This is a genomic window from Pseudomonas sp. LBUM1656 (genome assembly GCF_059716065.1).
In genome coordinates this window covers 2,063,585-2,080,658 of record NZ_CP166800.1, presented here as the reverse complement: position 1 = coordinate 2,080,658, position 17,074 = coordinate 2,063,585, and the positions used below count along the sequence as shown (strand labels likewise).

The 17,074-nt window shown below is 60.0% G+C and carries 14 protein-coding genes and 1 pseudogene; 8 read left to right on the top strand and 7 right to left on the bottom strand.

All coding sequences use genetic code 11. The features are described 5' to 3' along the window. Window positions 1-411: 411 nt before the first annotated feature. Window positions 412-627, top strand: coding sequence for a ribosome modulation factor (rmf, locus tag ACA072_RS09370; RefSeq protein WP_003223300.1), 216 nt, complete (start codon window positions 412-414; stop codon window positions 625-627). A gap of 294 nt (window positions 628-921) precedes the next feature. Here rmf and ACA072_RS09365 read toward each other — a convergent pair whose 3' ends face one another. Then, the gene (locus tag ACA072_RS09365) at window positions 922-1,941 is read right to left on the bottom strand and encodes a quinone-dependent dihydroorotate dehydrogenase (protein ID WP_131060000.1); all 1,020 of its coding nucleotides are present in this window, start codon (window positions 1,939-1,941) and stop codon (window positions 922-924) included. 232 nt (window positions 1,942-2,173) lie between these two features. Between ACA072_RS09365 and ACA072_RS09360 the strand changes: the two genes are divergently transcribed. From ACA072_RS09360 to cobA, 7 genes and pseudogenes are all read left to right on the top strand, one after another. Further along, window positions 2,174-3,385: a CmpA/NrtA family ABC transporter substrate-binding protein gene (locus ACA072_RS09360; protein WP_497624063.1), complete on the top strand. Its 1,212-nt coding sequence runs from the start codon at window positions 2,174-2,176 to the stop codon at window positions 3,383-3,385. Window positions 3,386-3,400: 15 nt separating this feature from the next. Beyond that, a complete protein-coding gene (locus ACA072_RS09355; protein WP_008146285.1) occupies window positions 3,401-3,976 on the top strand; it encodes an ANTAR domain-containing response regulator in 576 nt (191 codons plus the stop codon). 344 nt (window positions 3,977-4,320) lie between these two features. Next, window positions 4,321-5,532: a nitrate/nitrite transporter gene (locus ACA072_RS09350; RefSeq protein ID WP_497624062.1), complete on the top strand. Its 1,212-nt coding sequence runs from the start codon at window positions 4,321-4,323 to the stop codon at window positions 5,530-5,532. A gap of 7 nt (window positions 5,533-5,539) precedes the next feature. After that, window positions 5,540-7,210 carry a bifunctional protein-serine/threonine kinase/phosphatase gene (locus tag ACA072_RS09345; RefSeq protein ID WP_497624061.1) on the top strand — a complete coding sequence of 557 codons (1,671 nt, stop codon included), beginning with the start codon at window positions 5,540-5,542 and terminating at the stop codon, window positions 7,208-7,210. Between the two features lie 469 nt (window positions 7,211-7,679). Beyond that, window positions 7,680-8,936: pseudogene (locus ACA072_RS09340) on the top strand (NAD(P)/FAD-dependent oxidoreductase); the annotation flags it as partial. Window positions 8,937-8,938: 2 nt separating this feature from the next. Beyond that, a complete protein-coding gene (locus ACA072_RS09335; protein WP_497624060.1) occupies window positions 8,939-11,653 on the top strand; it encodes a nitrate reductase in 2,715 nt (904 codons plus the stop codon). A gap of 10 nt (window positions 11,654-11,663) precedes the next feature. After that, window positions 11,664-12,428: a uroporphyrinogen-III C-methyltransferase gene (cobA, locus tag ACA072_RS09330; protein WP_497624059.1), complete on the top strand. Its 765-nt coding sequence runs from the start codon at window positions 11,664-11,666 to the stop codon at window positions 12,426-12,428. Between the two features lie 86 nt (window positions 12,429-12,514). On the opposite strand, the gene ACA072_RS09325 is transcribed toward cobA, so the two are convergent. The 6 genes from ACA072_RS09325 to rraA form a co-directional block, all read right to left on the bottom strand. Then, on the bottom strand, window positions 12,515-13,549 hold the full coding sequence (locus ACA072_RS09325) for an OmpA family protein (protein WP_497624058.1): 1,035 nt from the start codon (window positions 13,547-13,549) through the stop codon (window positions 12,515-12,517). Window positions 13,550-13,656: 107 nt separating this feature from the next. After that, window positions 13,657-14,247: an RNA polymerase sigma factor SigX gene (sigX, locus tag ACA072_RS09320; protein WP_010456518.1), complete on the bottom strand. Its 591-nt coding sequence runs from the start codon at window positions 14,245-14,247 to the stop codon at window positions 13,657-13,659. 87 nt (window positions 14,248-14,334) lie between these two features. Next, window positions 14,335-15,159, bottom strand: a complete 825-nt coding sequence (locus tag ACA072_RS09315; protein WP_008027407.1) for a mechanosensitive ion channel family protein — start codon at window positions 15,157-15,159, stop codon at window positions 14,335-14,337. A gap of 2 nt (window positions 15,160-15,161) precedes the next feature. After that, window positions 15,162-15,410, bottom strand: a complete 249-nt coding sequence (locus ACA072_RS09310) for a CrfX protein (RefSeq protein ID WP_077748196.1) — start codon at window positions 15,408-15,410, stop codon at window positions 15,162-15,164. 63 nt (window positions 15,411-15,473) lie between these two features. Further along, window positions 15,474-16,469 (bottom strand): divalent cation transporter CmaX, encoded by a 996-nt coding sequence (gene cmaX / locus ACA072_RS09305; RefSeq protein ID WP_497624057.1) that lies wholly within the window; start codon window positions 16,467-16,469, stop codon window positions 15,474-15,476. 26 nt (window positions 16,470-16,495) lie between these two features. Continuing rightward, window positions 16,496-16,987 (bottom strand): ribonuclease E activity regulator RraA, encoded by a 492-nt coding sequence (gene rraA / locus ACA072_RS09300; RefSeq protein ID WP_027922555.1) that lies wholly within the window; start codon window positions 16,985-16,987, stop codon window positions 16,496-16,498. Window positions 16,988-17,074: the final 87 nt, after the last annotated feature.

Below are 17,074 nucleotides of genomic sequence, written 5' to 3'. Positions count from 1 at the left end.
GCTCAGGTTAGAAGAGCTTAGATGCACGGGCAGATAAAAAAGTTGAAGCAACAAAATGTCATAAGTCGACCCTTCGTCGAATAGTCGTCCTGCTCAACAGGAGCCATTCTCACTAAAGGATTAACCCCGTCATCCTGCGGGGGGCCGATCATACAGGGCTTTGACCAATAAACACGGGACAAACATCGTGTTACTTATGGCCTTAGCATCTTTATGGTTACGTTCTTATGACAAAACGATCATTCCCTCGATGTGACGCATTGGTTAGAACTCACTACAGGTTGACGTCGCAACGGCGTCAACACCTTGGCTCGCGACGCCGGCAGCGAGCCCCAACGGCAGGAGTTTTTCTGCCAGACCTCAATTGAGGTCGACGCGATAAATACAGTCAACAAGTGAGGGCAACACCCTATGAGAAGACTTAAGCGTGATCCGTTGGAAAGAGCATTTTTGCGCGGATATCAATATGGCGTTGGTGGCAAATCCCGTGAGCTTTGCCCATTTACTCTACCGTCGGTACGTCAAGCCTGGATTAACGGCTGGCGAGAAGGACGCGGCGACAACTGGGACGGTATGACCGGCACTGCGGGAATCCATAGACTCAACGAACTTCACGCCGTCGGCTAAACACAGGGCACAACACTCCGACACGACAATCTGATTACGTAACGACTTACCACGCACGCCCCATCCGGGCGGCGGGCTCCGGCCCAGGGGCTCCTTCAAGGAGCCCTTTTTTATGCCTGCTTTTCACCAACACACAATTCCCTTTGTAGCAGCTGCCGAGCTGCGCGAGGCTGCGTTCGGCTGCGTAGCAGTCGTAAAATCAAGCACCGCGGTCTTGCTGATACACCATGCATCAGGGTTTACGACTGCTGCGCAGCCGAACGCAGCCTCGCGCAGCTCGGCAGCTGCTACAACTCAGCGCAGGGCGGCGATGGCGTCGACGGATTCGCGAATCAGCGCCGGGCCTTTGTAGATGAAGCCGGAATAGAGCTGCACCAGGCTCGCACCCGCGGCGATTTTCTCGGCCGCGTGCTTGCCTTCGGTGATGCCGCCCACGGCGATGATCGGCAAGCGGCCGGCCAGTTCGGCGGCCAGTACCTTCACGGTGTGGGTGCTCTTGTCACGAACCGGTGCGCCGGACAGACCGCCCGCCTCGTCACCGTGTTCCATGCCTTCAACGCCCACGCGGCTCAGGGTGGTGTTGGTGGCAATCACCGCATCCATCCCGGTTTCGATCAACGCCTGCGCGACTTGAGCGGTTTCTTCGTCGGTCATGTCCGGCGCGATCTTGATCGCCAGCGGGACATGTTTGCCGTGGCGCAACGCCAGTTCTGCGCGACGGGTCGCCAGATCGGCAAGCAATTGCTTGAGCGAATCGCCGAATTGCAGGCTGCGCAGGCCCGGGGTGTTCGGCGAGCTGACGTTGACCGTCACATAGCTGGCGTGGGCGTAGACCTTGTCCAGACAGATCAGGTAATCGTCGACCGCGCGTTCAACCGGCGTATCGAAGTTCTTGCCGATATTGATACCCAGCACGCCCTTGTATTTGGCCGCCGCCACACGGGCCAGCAGGTGATCGACGCCGAGGTTGTTGAACCCCATGCGGTTGATGATCGCCTCGGCATCCGGCAGACGGAAAATCCGTGGTTTCGGGTTGCCCGGCTGCGGACGCGGGGTGATGGTGCCGATTTCGACAAAGCCGAAACCCAGTTGGGCGAAACCGTCGATGGCCGCGCCGTTCTTGTCCAGACCGGCCGCCAAACCTACCGGGTTCGGAAACTCCAGCCCCATGACGTTCACCGGCATTTTCGCCGGCGCCTTGCACAGCAAGCCGTTGAGGCCCAAACGTCCGCCCGCACCGATCAGGTCCAGGGACAGATCGTGGGAGGTTTCCGGGGAAAGTTTGAACAACAGCTGACGGGCCAGGGTGTACATGGGCGGTTTTGACTCGATTGGCGGCGAAATGAGGCGGCGATTATAGCCGGGCATCGCAGTCGCAAGCGAGGCGCACAACAAAATCAGCGGGCGATGGCATATGCCTTGCACCGTCACTGACATCAGCACTCATGCCAACGGCGGGATGAGTCGAAAGACAAAGGCGTCGTCACCTGGCCTTGCCCTGGCAAGCAGCCCGGTACGGCGCTTTTTTTTTGGAAGGTGTTTAGCCATGAATGAAACCACAGCCGGCCCGTTGGCCTGGGTCAATGGCAGCGATGCCCCGGAAAAGACTGAAATCAACCTCGGCTTCATGGCCCTGAGCGACTGCGCCTCGGTGGTGGTCGCGGCCACACAGGGTTTCGCGCAGCCTTACGGCCTGACCCTGAACCTCAAGCGCCAGTCGTCCTGGGCCAACCTGCGGGACAAACTGGTCAGCGGCGAACTCGACGCCGCCCACAGCCTGTACGGTCTGATTTACGCCGTGCACCTGGGCATCGGCGGTGTCGCGCCCACCGACATGGCGGTGCTCATGGGCCTGAATCAAAACGGCCAGAGCATCAACCTCTCCCATGGCTTACAGACTTTAGGCGTGATCAGTCCTGAAGCACTGGACAGACACGTGCACCAAAGTCGCCCAAAACTGACCTTTGCCCAGACATTTCCCACCGGTACTCATGCCATGTGGCTGTATTACTGGCTCGCGAGCCAGGGCATTCATCCATTGCAGGACGTCGACAGCGTGGTGGTGCCGCCACCGCAGATGGTCGCGCACCTGCAAGCCGGGCGCATCGATGGCTTCTGCGTCGGCGAGCCGTGGTCCGCCAGCGCGGTGAAGCAGAACCTGGGGTTCACGATGGCGACAAGCCAGACCATCTGGCCCGATCACCCGGAAAAAGTCCTCGGCTGCACCCGCGCCTTTGTCGAGCAATACCCCAACACCGCCCGGGCGCTGGTGATGGCGATCCTCGAAGCCAGTCGCTTCATTGAGGAAAGCAGCGAAAACCGCCGCAGCACCGCGAAGCTGTTGAGCGCGCCCGAATACCTCGATGCGCCGCTCGATTGCATCGAACCGCGTTTGCTCGGTGACTACGCCGATGGCCTCGGCAATCGTTGGCAGGACCCGCACGCGCTGCGTTTCCATGCGGACGGCGAGGTTAACGTGCCGTACTTGTCCGACGGCATGTGGTTCATGACTCAGTTCCGCCGCTGGGGCTTGTTGCGTGACGACCCGGATTACCTCGGCGTGGCCCGTCAGGTCCAGCATCTAGACTTGTACCGTGAGGCCGCCAGCGCAGTCGGTGTTGCCTTCGAGGGCGAGGAAATGCGCAGCAGCCAGTTGATCGACGGCAAAATCTGGGACGGCTCCGACCCGACCGGCTATGCCCGCAGTTTCAAGCTGCACGCCATGAGCGAAAGCTCGCACCGAATCGCCAGCCGCTGACGGGAGACTGCGAATATGTTGCGTATCCTGCTGATCAACGACACCGCGAAGAAAGTCGGTCGCCTGAAAGCTGCCCTGACCGAAGCCGGGTTCGAGGTGATCGACGAATCCGGCCTGACCATCGACCTGCCCGCACGTGTCGAAACGGTGCGCCCGGACGTAATCCTGATCGATACCGAGTCACCGAGCCGCGATGTGATGGAGCAAGTGGTGCTGGTTTCCCGCGACCAGCCGCGGCCGATTGTGATGTTTACCGACGAACACGACCCCGATGTGATGCGCCAGGCGATCAAGTCCGGGGTCAGTGCCTACATCGTCGAAGGCATTCACGCACAACGTTTGCAGCCGATTCTCGACGTGGCCATGGCCCGCTTTGAAAGCGACCAGGCCCTGCGCGCCCAGCTCAATGCCCGCGACCAGCAACTGGCCGAGCGCAAGCGTATCGAGCTGGCCAAGGGGTTGCTGATGAAAATGAAGGACTGCAACGAGGAAGAGGCCTACACCCTGATGCGCCGCCAGGCCATGAGCCGGCAGCAAAAGCTGATACAGGTGGCGGAGCAGATTATTGCCATGAGTGAACTGCTCGGCTGAGGTTAACCGATCGTTCCCACGCTCTGCGTGGGAATGCATCCCGTGACGCTCCGCGTCACATCTCGAAGCGGACGCAGAGCGTCCATGGCGGCATTCCCACGCGGAGCGTGGGAACGATCATCCTGAACCTGGCACAGATCTGGCTAAGTAATCCACACAGGTAACCAACGGCGGTTGCCCCACCTACGACAAAGACGTCGCTCACCTCATTTGCCCATGGCGAATCGGGTGGCGGCGTTTTTTAGTTTTGGCCCCAGAGATCGGGGCCGGTGGTGCGGCCGAGGCGGCGCCCCACCTGCAAGCTCCTGACTCCTTCTCGAGACTCCCTACAGCTGAGGTGCGCGATGAATTCAAGCTTCTGGAAATCCGGTCACACGCCGACATTGTTCGCGGCCTTCCTCTATTTCGACCTGAGTTTCATGGTCTGGTACCTGCTCGGCCCCTTGGCGGTGCAAATCGCCGCTGATCTGCACCTGACCACCCAACAGCGCGGGCTCGTAGTGGCCACGCCGATTCTGGCCGGTGCCGTACTGCGATTTGTCATGGGTTTGCTGGCTGATCGCCTGTCGCCAAAAACCGCCGGATTGATTGGCCAAGTGATCGTCATCTGTGCACTGTTCGGTGCCTGGAAACACGGCATCCACAGCTATGAGCAAGCGCTGGTGCTGGGCCTGTTCCTCGGCATGGCCGGTGCCTCATTCGCCGTCGCGCTGCCGCTGGCCTCGCAATGGTATCCGCCGCAGCATCAAGGCAAGGCCATGGGCATCGCCGGTGCCGGCAACTCGGGCACCGTGCTTGCCGCATTGATCGCCCCGGTCCTGGCGGCCGCCTTTGGCTGGAGCAACGTGTTCGGCTTCGCGCTGATCCCGCTGATCCTGACCATCATCGTCTTCGCCTGGCTGGCCAAAAACGCCCCTGAGCGGCCGAAAGCCAAGTCCATGTCCGACTACTTGAAAGCATTGGGCGACCGCGACAGTTGGTGGTTCATGTTTTTCTACAGCGTGACCTTCGGCGGCTTCATCGGCCTGGCCAGCGCCCTGCCCGGCTACTTCAACGACCAATACGGCCTGAGTCCCGTGACCGCCGGCTACTACACCGCGGCCTGCGTGTTCGGTGGCAGCCTGATGCGTCCTTTGGGCGGCGCGCTGGCCGATCGATTCGGCGGGATTCGCACGCTGCTGGGGATGTACACGGTCGCAGCGGTCTGCATCGCGGCGGTGGGTTTCAACCTGCCGAGTTCGTACGCGGCACTGGCGCTTTTCGTCTGCACCATGCTCGGTCTGGGTGCGGGTAACGGTGCGGTTTTCCAACTGGTCCCGCAGCGTTTTCGTCGCGAGATCGGCGTAATGACCGGTTTGATCGGCATGGCCGGCGGCATCGGAGGTTTCGCACTCGCGGCTGGCATGGGCGCGATCAAGCAAAGCACCGGCAGCTATCAACTGGCCTTGTGGTTGTTCGCCAGCCTCGGCGTGCTCGCCTGGTTCGGTCTGCACGGGGTGAAACGTCGCTGGAGAACCACTTGGGGTTCGGCAGCCGTGACCGCTGCTCGGGTCTGAAGTCTTAATGAGCCTGCAACTGAGTTTTGCCGAAGCGAGTGCCATCGGCCCTCGCGAGGAAAATCAGGACGCCCTGCGCCTGGTCACGCCGGCCCCGGCGCTGGCGGCGAGCAAGGGTTACCTGTTCGCCATCGCCGACGGGGTCAGCCAGTGCGCCGACGGCGGGCTCGCCGCCCGTTCGACCTTGCAGGCCCTGGCGCTGGACTATTACGCCACCCCGGAAACCTGGGGTGTCGCGCAGGCGCTGGACCGCCTGCTGCTGGCGCAAAATCGCTGGCTGCAGGCCAATGGCGGTGGGCAACCGCTGCTCACCACGGTCAGTGCCCTGGTCATGCGCGGAAGGCGTTTTACCTTGGCCCACGTGGGCGATTGCCGTGTCTATCGCTGGCACGCCGACACCTTGCAACGGGTCAGCGAGGATCACGTCTGGGATCAACCGGGCATGCAGCACGTGCTCAAACGGGCGCTGGGGCTCGATCAGCATCTGGTCCTGGATTTTCTCGACGGCGAGTTGCGTCTCGATGAGAGCTTTGTGCTACTCAGCGATGGTATCTGGGCTGTGCTGGGCGACACGGCTATTGCAGCGATTCTGCGCGATCAACCGGACCTGCACAGTGCTGCACAAACCCTGGTCAGCGCGGCGCATCTGGCCGGTAGCCAGGACAATGCCAGCGCTCTGCTGGTGCGGGTCGATGCCCTCGGTGAAACGAGCATCGGCGACGCGTTGATTCATTTGCAGCAGTGGCCGCTGCCTCCCGCACTGAAAGCGGGCCAGACGTTCGAAGGCTGGCAGGTCGAAGGGATTCTTGGTCAGAGCCAGCAGTCGCTGCTCTATCGGGTTCGCGACAGTCAGCAACAACCCTGGCTGCTGAAAACCTTGCCCGTGGCACTGCGCGACGATCACCTGGCCGGGCAAGCATTGCTGTCGGAGGAATGGTTTCTCAAGCGCGTGGCCGGACGGCATTTTCCTGAAGTCCATGCCGCCAGTCAGCGTCAGCATTTGTACTACGTGATGCGCGAATATTCCGGTTCTACCCTGGCGGAATTGCACGAACGGGTTGCAGCGCTGCCGCTGGCGCAATGGCAGGATCTGGCCGAGCGCCTGCTGAAAGCCGTCGGCATGCTGCATCGCCGACAGATTCTTCATCGCGACATCAAGCCGGAGAACCTGTTGCTGGGGGACGACGGTGAGTTGCGCCTACTGGATTTCGGCCTCGCTTACTGCCCCGGCCTGTCCGAAGACCAGCCCTCTGCACTGCCCGGGACCCCCAGCTATATTGCGCCGGAAGCGTTTGGCGGTGAGGCACCGACACCGCAACAGGATTTGTACGCGGTCGGTGTGACCCTGTATTTCCTGCTGACCGGGCATTATCCCTACGGCGAAATCGAAGCTTTCCAGCGTCCACGGTTTGGCTTGCCCGTGAGCGCCAGCCGCTACCGCCCCGACCTGCCGGACTGGATCGCGCAAAGCCTGGAACGCGCGGTGGCGGTGGATCCGGGCCAGCGCTTTGAAACGGCGGAGGAATGGTTGCTGCTGTTGGAACAGGGCGAGCGGCGCAGTTTGAGTGTGCGACCCCGACCGCTGCTGGAGCGCGAGCCGTTGAAGGTGTGGCGGACGTTGGCGCTGGTGATGTTGGTGGTGAATCTGGTGCTGCTGGTTTTGGTATTTCATGGCTGACCTTGAACCCCTGTAGCAGCTGCCGAGCTGCGCGAGGCTGCGTTCGGCGACGCAGTCGTCGTGAAATCAGCCCCTGCGGTGCGTCAGGAAAACCGCATTCGCAGGGTTTACGACGACTGCGTCGCCGAACGCAGCCTCGCGCAGCTCGGCAGCTGCTACAGAAACCGCGCCAATTGCGGGCAACGTGCATTTAAACAGTGCAAATGCGTTCCCACTAAATGCCGAGACCGCGACAAAACCGCACAAATCCGGGAACTTGGAGCACTTGGCACAACCACTGCATTACCTCTCCCAACAGACATAAAGCCCAGCCTTCAACGATGAAGGGTGCGCTTCCCGAGAGAACGGGACCAGGACAAAGGCGTCCTCGCTAGGCCACTAGCGGGACGCCTTTTTTTGTTTGCGCAAAATATGTCGAGCAAGACCTGAAAGCCGTGTTGAGGCGGGTCCGAGCTCCCCGGAGAACCTGATGAAAAAATTAAAACTGGTGATGATCGGCAACGGCATGGCCGGGGTCCGCACCCTGGAGGAGCTGCTCAAGCTGAGCAACGAGCTGTACGACATCACGGTCTTCGGCGCCGAACCCCATACCAACTACAACCGCATCCTGCTGTCGCCGGTCCTGGCCGGTGAGCAGACGTTCGAAGAGATCGAACTCAACAATCTCGACTGGTACCTGGACAACAACATCAAGTTGCTGCTCAACCGCAAAGTCGTGGAGATTGACCGGATCAAACGCCGCGTGATCGCCGAAGACGGCACCGAGGCCGAATACGATCGCCTGCTGATCGCAACCGGTTCGACCCCGTTCATCCTGCCGATCCCCGGCAACACCTTGCAGGGCGTAATCGGCTACCGCGACATCGCTGACACCCAGGCCATGATCAACACCGCAAAAACTCACAAGCACGCCGTGGTGATCGGTGGCGGCCTGCTCGGCCTGGAAGCCGCGAACGGCCTGATGCTGCGCGGCATGCACGTCACTGTGGTGCACATCGGCGAGTGGCTGCTGGAACGGCAACTGGATAAAACCAGTGGCCAACTCCTGCAAACCGCCCTGGAAGCCCGAGGCCTGCATTTTCGCCTGAGCGAACAGACCCAGGCCCTGCATGATGCCGGCAACGGCCGGGTCGGCTCGGTTGAATTCAAGAACCGCGACATCATCCCCGCCGACCTGGTGGTGATGGCCGCCGGCATTCGCCCAAGCACTGAGCTGGCGGAAAAATCCGGCATCCCCTGCCATCGCGGGATTCTGGTCAATGACACGATGCAAACCTACGACCCTCGGGTCTACGCCATTGGCGAATGCGCCAGCCACCGTGGCACCGCCTACGGCCTGGTCGCGCCGCTGTTCGAGCAAGCCAAGGTCTGCGCCAACCACCTCGCGCAACTGGGCTTCGCCACCTACAAGGGCTCGGTGACCTCGACCAAACTGAAAGTCACCGGCATTGACCTGTTTTCCGCCGGCGACTTCATGGGCGGCGAAGGCACCGAAACCATCACCCTCTCCGACCCGATCGGCGGGATCTACAAAAAACTGGTGATCAAGGATGACGTGCTGGTCGGCGCCTGTCTGTACGGCGACACGGCAGATGGCGGTTGGTATTTCCGACAGATCCGTGAGAATCACACCATCGACGAGATCCGCGATCACCTGATGTTTGGCAGCTCTTCGTTTCTGGGGCTGGCCCTCGGCGACGCAGGACACCCAGGCCGGGAAGCAAGCTGATGAACCAGATTACTGCTTCCACGTGCTGCTACTGCGGAGTCGGCTGCGGCGTGCTGATCGAGCATGACGGCGAGCGCATCCTCGGCGTCAGCGGCGATCCGAGCCACCCGGCCAACTTCGGCAAGTTGTGCAGCAAGGGTTCGACCCTGCACCTGACCGGCGACCTGACGGCGCGAGCGCTTTACCCTGAATTACGCCTCGGCAAAGGCCTGGCCCGCAGCCGTACCGACTGGGACACCGCCCTCGATCACGCGGCCAATGTCTTCGCTCAAACCATCGCCGAACACGGCCCGGACAGCGTGGCGTTCTACATTTCCGGGCAGTTACTGACCGAGGACTATTACGCCTTCAACAAACTGGCGCGGGCGCTGGTGGGCACCAACAATATCGACAGTAATTCGCGGCTGTGCATGTCGTCGGCGGTGGTCGGCTACAAGCGCAGCCTGGGCGCCGATGCTCCGCCGTGCAGCTACGAAGACCTGGAGTTGAGCGACTGCGTGATGATCGTCGGCAGTAACATGGCCTACGCCCACCCGGTGCTGTTTCGTCGCCTGGAAGAAGCCCGGTCCCGTCGCCCGCAGATGAAAGTCATCGTCATTGACCCCCGTCGTACCGACACCTGCGATTTGGCTGACCTGCACCTGGCGATTCTTCCCGGGACCGATGTCGCCTTGTTCCATGGGATTCTGCACCTGCTGCTGTGGGAGGACTGGATCGACCGTGACTTCATCCAGGCTCACACCGAAGGTTTGGCTGAGCTGAAAAATCTGGTGCGCGAATACACGCCGCAAAGGGTGTCGCAGCTTTGCGGGATCGAGATCGAGCAACTGCAGCAATGCGCGGAATGGGTCGGCACCTCGAAGACGTTTCTGTCGCTGTGGTGCATGGGGCTGAACCAGTCCACCGCCGGTAGCGCCAAAAACAGTGCGCTGATCAATCTGCACCTGGCCACCGGGCAAATCGGCCGTCCCGGCGCAGGACCTTTCTCCCTGACCGGTCAGCCAAACGCCATGGGCGGACGGGAAACCGGCAGCCTGTCGAACCTGCTGCCAGGCCATCGCGAAGCAGCCAATGCCGAGCATCGCGCGGAAGTGGCGGCCTATTGGGGCGTTGCTCAACTGCCAGAAAACACCGGGCTCACCGCAATCGAGCTGTTTGAGCAAATTCGGAGCGGCAAAATCAAAGCCCTGTGGATTGCCTGCACCAACCCCGCGCAATCGCTGCCGGACCAGACCGCCGTACGCGCGGCACTGCTGGCTTGCCCGTTCGTGGTGTTGCAGGAAGCCTTTCGCACCACCGAAACCGCGGCATTCGCCGACCTGCTGTTGCCCGCCGCCAGTTGGGGCGAAAAGGACGGCACGGTGACCAACTCCGAACGGCGTATTTCCCACGTTCGCCGGGCCATCGTCGCACCGGGTGAAGCGCGTTCCGACTGGGCGATCACCGTGGATTTCGCACAACGCCTGGAAAAACAGCTGCGCCCCGGCCAAGACAGTCTGTTTGCCTTTGAAACGCCGGCACAGGTTTTCGAGGAATACAAACACCTGACCCGCGGGCGTGATCTGGACTTGTCCGGCATCAGTCATGAGCTGATCGACCGTCTCGGCCCTCAACAATGGCCCTTCCCCGCAGGCGCCAGCGCGGGGACTGCCCGCCTGTACCTCGACGGCATTTTCCCGACCGCCAGCGGGCGCGCGACGTTTGTGGCTGATCCGTATCGCGCCGCCAAGGAGCAACGCGACGCACACTTCCCGCTGACGCTGATCACCGGTCGCTTGCGCGATCAATGGCACGGCATGAGCCGCACCGGCACCGCCGCACAGTTGTTCGGTCACGTCAGCGAAGCCGTGTTAAGCCTGCACCCGGATGAACTGAGCCGGCATCGCTTGCAACCCGGCGACCTGATCAGCCTGGAAAGTCGGCGTGGCGCTGTGATCGTGCCGGTCGCCAGCGACGACAGCGTGCGGCCCGGCCAGGCCTTTTTGCCAATGCATTTTGGTGACCGCTTCCTCAAGGGCGGCGTGAATACGCTCACCCTGCCCGCCTTCGATCCGCTGTCGAAACAACCGGAACTCAAACACAGCGGCGTGCGAATCGAGCCAGTTCACCTGCCTTGGCAGCTATTCGCCCTGGTAGAGGGCAATGTTCAACAGCATTTTGAGACCCTACGACCGCTCTGTGAGGCGTTTTCCTACGCCAGCCTCAGCCTTGTCGGCCGCGAGCGCCCCGCGCTGCTGATACGCGCTGCCAGCGCCGTCGCACCAGATCCGCAATTGCTGCGCGATATCGATCAATGCCTGGCGCTCACCGACGGTCCGGTACTGGCCTATGACGACCCACGCCGCTCTATCGGCAAACGCGTGCGGATCGACAACGGCCGGATCACTGCGATTCGCCTGGCCGGCGAAACCCTCGCCCAACACTGGCTGCAAAACCTTTGGCTTGAGGGGCGTGCCGACGAACAACTGCGGCGCTGGCTACTGGCACCGCTGAGCGCGCCACCGGGCAACGCTGTAACTGCAATAGCGGGTACAAACATTCTGTGCAACTGCAAGAACGTCAGCCAAGGCGCGGTCTGCGCCGGCATCAGCCGTGGCCTGGACTTGCAAGGTTTGAAACAAGAATTGGGTTGCGGCACGCAATGCGGCTCCTGCGTACCGGAAATCAAGCGCCTGCTGGCTGCCACTGCGCAGCCGATCGCCGTCATCTCGTGAGGAAAACACTATGAGCGCAAAAGTCTGGCTGGTGGGTGCGGGTCCCGGCGACCCTGAATTACTGACCCTCAAGGCTGTTCGGGCGTTGAGAGAAGCGGACGTGGTGTTGATCGACGACCTGGTCAATGACGCGGTGCTGGAGCATTGCCCCGGCGCGCGGATCATTCCCGTGGGCAAACGCGGCGGCTGTCGCTCCACGCCTCAAGCCTTTATTCATCGCCTGATGCTGCGCTATGTCCGCCAGGGTAAATGTGTGGTGCGGCTCAAGGGCGGCGATCCGTGCATCTTTGGTCGCGGCGGTGAAGAAGCGCAGTGGCTGCGCGAGCGCGGCGTTGAAGTCGAACTGGTCAACGGCATCACGGCCGGGCTGGCGGGCGCGACGCAATGCGATATTCCGTTGACCCTTAGAGGCGTTGCCCGCGGCGTGACGCTGGTCACCGCCCACACTCAGGATGGCAGCAGACTGAACTGGCAGGCCCTGGCCCAGAGTGGCACGACGTTGGTGGTTTACATGGGCGTGGCGAAGCTGAGCGAGATTCGCGAGCAACTGCTGGCCGGGGGAATGGCGGCGGATACGCCGGTGGCGATGATTGAAAACGCTTCCCTGCCGCACCAACGGGAATGTCGGAGCGATCTGAGGGCCATGGAAGAAGATGCTTCAGTGTTCGAATTGAAAAGCCCGGCGATCCTGGTGATCGGCGCGGTTGCAACCGTTGCGACGCCATCTCTGTGGGCGCGCGACTTGCCCGCGATGGCGGCCGATCAATCAGCCTGAGTTTCCCTGCTTCACCCCTCATCCACCAAATCGCAGACAAAGAAAAGCCCGGCCTAAGCCGGGCTTTTCTCAGAGCTGCGGGCTAATTACTTAGCTTGAGCTTCAACCTGCGCTTCTACGCGACGGTTTACAGCGCGGCCAGCTTCAGTTTTGTTGTCAGCAACTGGGCGGGATTCGCCGTAGCCAACAGACTGAACGCGGGACGATTCAACACCGTACTGGTTGGTCAGAACTTGCTTAACGGCGTTTGCACGACGCTCGGACAGTTTCTGGTTGTAAGCGTCAGGACCGACGGAGTCAGTGTGACCTTCAACAGTGGTGCTGGTGGATGGGTACTGTTTCATGAAATCAGCGAGGTTTTTGATGTCGCCGTAGCTGTTAGGCTTGACTACCGACTTGTCGAAGTCGAATTTCACGTCCAGCTCAACACGAACAACTTCAGCAACTGCTGGGCAGCCATCAGCGTCAACAGTTACGTTGGCTGGGGTGTCCGGGCACTTGTCAACGTTGTCGCACACGCCATCGTTGTCGCTGTCGGAGCAGACTTCAGCTGGTGCTGGAACTGGAGCAGCAGCTGGCTTGGAGCCGCCACCGAAGTTCACACCGATACCGACGCTAGGAGCCCACTCGGTGTCACCCTGGTCGATGTTGTATTGAGCTTCAACGCCGGCACGAGCGTAGAAGTTATCAGTGAAGTACAGCTTGGCACCGCCGCCAACGTTGGCGAAGGTGGAACGGTTACGACCGTTGCTGCCATTCTGGTCGATGCTCTGGTCCGAGAAACCGGCAGAGACGTAAGGACGCAGCATGTCACCTGGGTTGTTGAAGTGGTACAGAGCGTCCAGAGCGGTGTTAGCGCCTTTAACGTTCTTGCCATCATCTGCACGTACGTTGTGCACTTCGTCGTAAGCCAGACGCAATTCAACGTCGTCGGTCAGGAAGTAACCAACCGAACCGCCGAACAGGTTGCCGTCGTTCTTGAAGTTACGAGCGCTGTCGAATTGTTCTTTCTTAGCGAAGCCTTCGATTTCAACTGCGCCTTGGCCTTGTGCCAGAGCGCCGAACGAAGTGGCAGCAATAAGAGAACCAATGGCCAAGCCCAAGGTGTTTTTCAGTTTCATCCGTTAAATCCCCATCTGGTGATTGTGAAGCAGTCCCGCAAACCGGGGGACAACTCGGCGGCAAGTCTATCAGAACTTGCCTACACGTAAGAGATATTTGCGCCGAACTAAGTTTCAGCAATGCCTGCAAATTTCTCACGCAATTTATCTAGAGCACGTTTGTACCGCATTTTTGTCGCACTCAAGCCCATATGCATGATGTCTGCGATCTCCTGAAACTCCAGCTCTGCGACAAATCGTAGCACCAGAATTTCTCGGTCAATCGGGTTCACATACACCAGCCAGCGATCGAGTCCACCCTTATCCTCGGGTTTCGGCGTCTTTTCTTCAGACGCTTCCTCGAGGGGGTCCAGACTCAAAGCGTCCATCAAGCGACGCTTTCGCCGTTCTTTCCGATACTGCGTGATGCATTCGTTGTACGTGATGCTGTAGAGCCACGTCTTGAACTTCGATTTCCCCTCGAAGTTCTTCAGGCCATACAGCACCTTCAACATCACTTCCTGACAGACATCGTCTGCGTCGCGATCGTTCCCCAGATATCGTGCACAAACGTTAAATAATGTTCGTTGGTAACGCCGCATCAGTTCTTCATAGGCGCGTGTTACGTGAAACAGCTCGGTATGCGAGCGCGCGACCAACTCCTCATCAGAGAGCTCGCGGGGGTCGTAGCGCGTGGAGAGCGATTGAGCTTTATTCAAAACAAGTCGGGCCGACAGTCAGGTCAATGTCCGCCGCAGCCCTTACAGGGCACTTTGCGGCGGCATACATTAGCAGGGTTTGCCGGGTTAGCGGCTACTCACATGCTGCTCCAGGAGGATCCGATTGGAGAGAGAGACTAGCTCACCCTCATCGGTCAGCAATGTGGTTTTAACCGTGCCGATCTCTTCGATCTGACCTTCGACCTCGCCAACACGCACTTGTTGCCCAACCTGATACAACTCACGCACATAGATTCCCGCAAGAATCTGACCGGCAATTTCCCGGCTTCCCAATCCCATGGCCAGCGCAACCGCCAGACCAACGGTAATCAAAACAATCACAATCACGTGGTTGAGCAGGTCAGTCTTGACCTCCAACTGGCTGATTGCGACTGAAATACTGATGATAATCACCAGGCCCTGGGCAATTCGCCCCAGGCCCGCAGCATAATCCAGCCCTACGCCTTCTGCTGCACCACGCACCAGCCCATTGGCCAGTTGCGCCAGCAACACACCCACCAGCAGCACCAGCGCGGCGCCAAATACTTTCGGCAAATACAGCGCAAGCATGTCCAGCGTAGCCGAAACTCGCTCAAGTCCAAGGGATTCTGCGGCAGAAACCAGAAAAATCAGCAGAACGAACCAGTAGACAATCTTGCCAATCAGGGTCGAGATCGGTACTTGCAGGCCGGCCCGGGACAGCAGTTTAGTCAGACCGGTGCCGCCCATCAGGCGATCAAGGCCCAGCTTGGCGAGCAACTTGGACAGCAAAGTATCCAAAAGTTTCGCAACGACGAAACCCAACAGCAACACGACCAGTGCGCCGAACAGGTTCGGGATGAAATTTGCCACCTTTGTCCATAACGCGGTCATTGCAGTGACGAGGCTCTGAGTCCAGAGATCAAGTTCCATATTCAATCAGCCTTATCAGCGGTGCGAGCGGTAGGTTTACGGTGGCGGGAGACCGGCGAGACGTGGGCCGAGCCGTTATTGAGGGCAATCATCAGCGCGGGCAGCCAGCGGCCCAGCAGGCTGAACAGATCACCGGCGCCGACCTGGCGGTTGGCGGTTTTCAGGACACGCCCAAGGCACGCATCGTCGTCTCGTGTGGACGGCGAAGCGTTCAGCATGTCGCGCAAAGACTGTTCAAACGGATCGTGCATACGCACCTCTCGTGATGTCTGTGAAAGACGCGGTCAAATTTGCCCGGGTCACATGAGTCATCGTCACACCCAACGCAAACGTCGGAATAACCACCACTGCCCCAATGCCACCGAGATCATCATCAGGCACGCGATCAGGAAGCCGTAAGGGCTTTCCGAGAACGGAATGCCACCGACGTTGATGCCAAGAAGACCGGTCAGGAAACTCATCGGCAAAAAGATCCCGGTGATGATCCCGAAGCGGTACATCGTGCGGTTCATGCGCACGCTCAAACGCCTGTCTTCGGCCTCGAGGACCAGCCCCACCCGCTCCCGGGTCAATTCCAGCTCCTCGAGATAACGGGTCAGGCTGTTGTTCAATTCGTTCCAGTAATCGCCATCGTCTTCGACGAACCACGGCAGTTTTATCCGCGTCAGCTGTCCGAAAATTTCCCGCTGCGGAGCAAGGAAACGTTTCAGTGCAGCCGCTCGGCGACGGATCTGCAAAATGGCTCCGTGCTCGGGTGTATACCGTTCGTCGGCATCCAGTTTTTCTTCTTCCTCATCGACCACTTCCGACAGGCAACTGACCAGATCCTGCACCTTGTTGGTGAGGTATTGAGCCATATAAAGGATGAGTTCGGAGGCGGTTTTCGGTCCCTTGCCTTCAGCCAGCTGCACCAGCAACTCGTCGGTAGCACGCAAAGGACGCAAACGCAGGGAAATGACGCGCTGGGCGGAAGCGAAGATCCGCACCGAGACCATGTCTTCCGGCTCCGCGCCCGGGTTCAGGTTGACCCCGCGCAGAAACAGCAGCAGTTCGGAGTCCGGCAGTGGCAAAAGACGTGGCCGGGTGTTCTCTTCGAGCAGCAGGTCACAACTGAATTCACTCAGACCGCTGGATTTGCGCAGCCAGGTCCGGGTTTGCGGGTGACTGCGATCCCAGTGCAGCCACAGGCTTTCATGGGCCTGCAACTGCAAGTCATCGAGTTCAGTCCGGGCTATCGAACGCGCGCCGCCTTTACCATCCAGCACCAGGGCATGCACCAGCCCCCACTGCGCGTTGTCTTCCTCGAACATCCTCACCCCTTTGTTGATTCGCGGCTTTATTCAGGCATCTTCAGCGGGCTTGGCGAGATGATCACGCCGTTGTTATCCGCATAAATGTAGTGGCCTGGATGGAAGGTCACGCCGGCAAAGGTCACCGCCACGTTGAGATCGCCGATGCCGCGCTTGTCGGTCTTCATCGGGTGGCTGGCCAGGGCCTGAACTCCCAGGTCGGTTTGCGCGATGACGTCGACATCGCGGATGCAACCGTAGATCACCAGCCCTTCCCAACCGTTTTTCGCGGCTTTCTCGGCGATCATGTCGCCCAGCAGCGCGCGACGCAGGGAACCGCCACCGTCGACCACCAACACCTTGCCATTGCCCTTGAGCTCGGCTTGTTCCTTGACCAGCGAGTTGTCTTCGAAGCACTTGATGGTCACGATTTCGCCGCCGAACGAGTCACGGCCACCGAAATTGCTGAACATCGGCTCCAGCACCTGCACCAGCTCCGGGTAGGCGTCGCACAGGTCAGGCGTGAGGTAATGGTTCATCGAGAAACTCCTGTAAAGAGGAAGACAATCGAGTGTGTCGCAAAGTGACCGGAACAGCACAATGCGTCATATCTTAGCCTCAAGCCG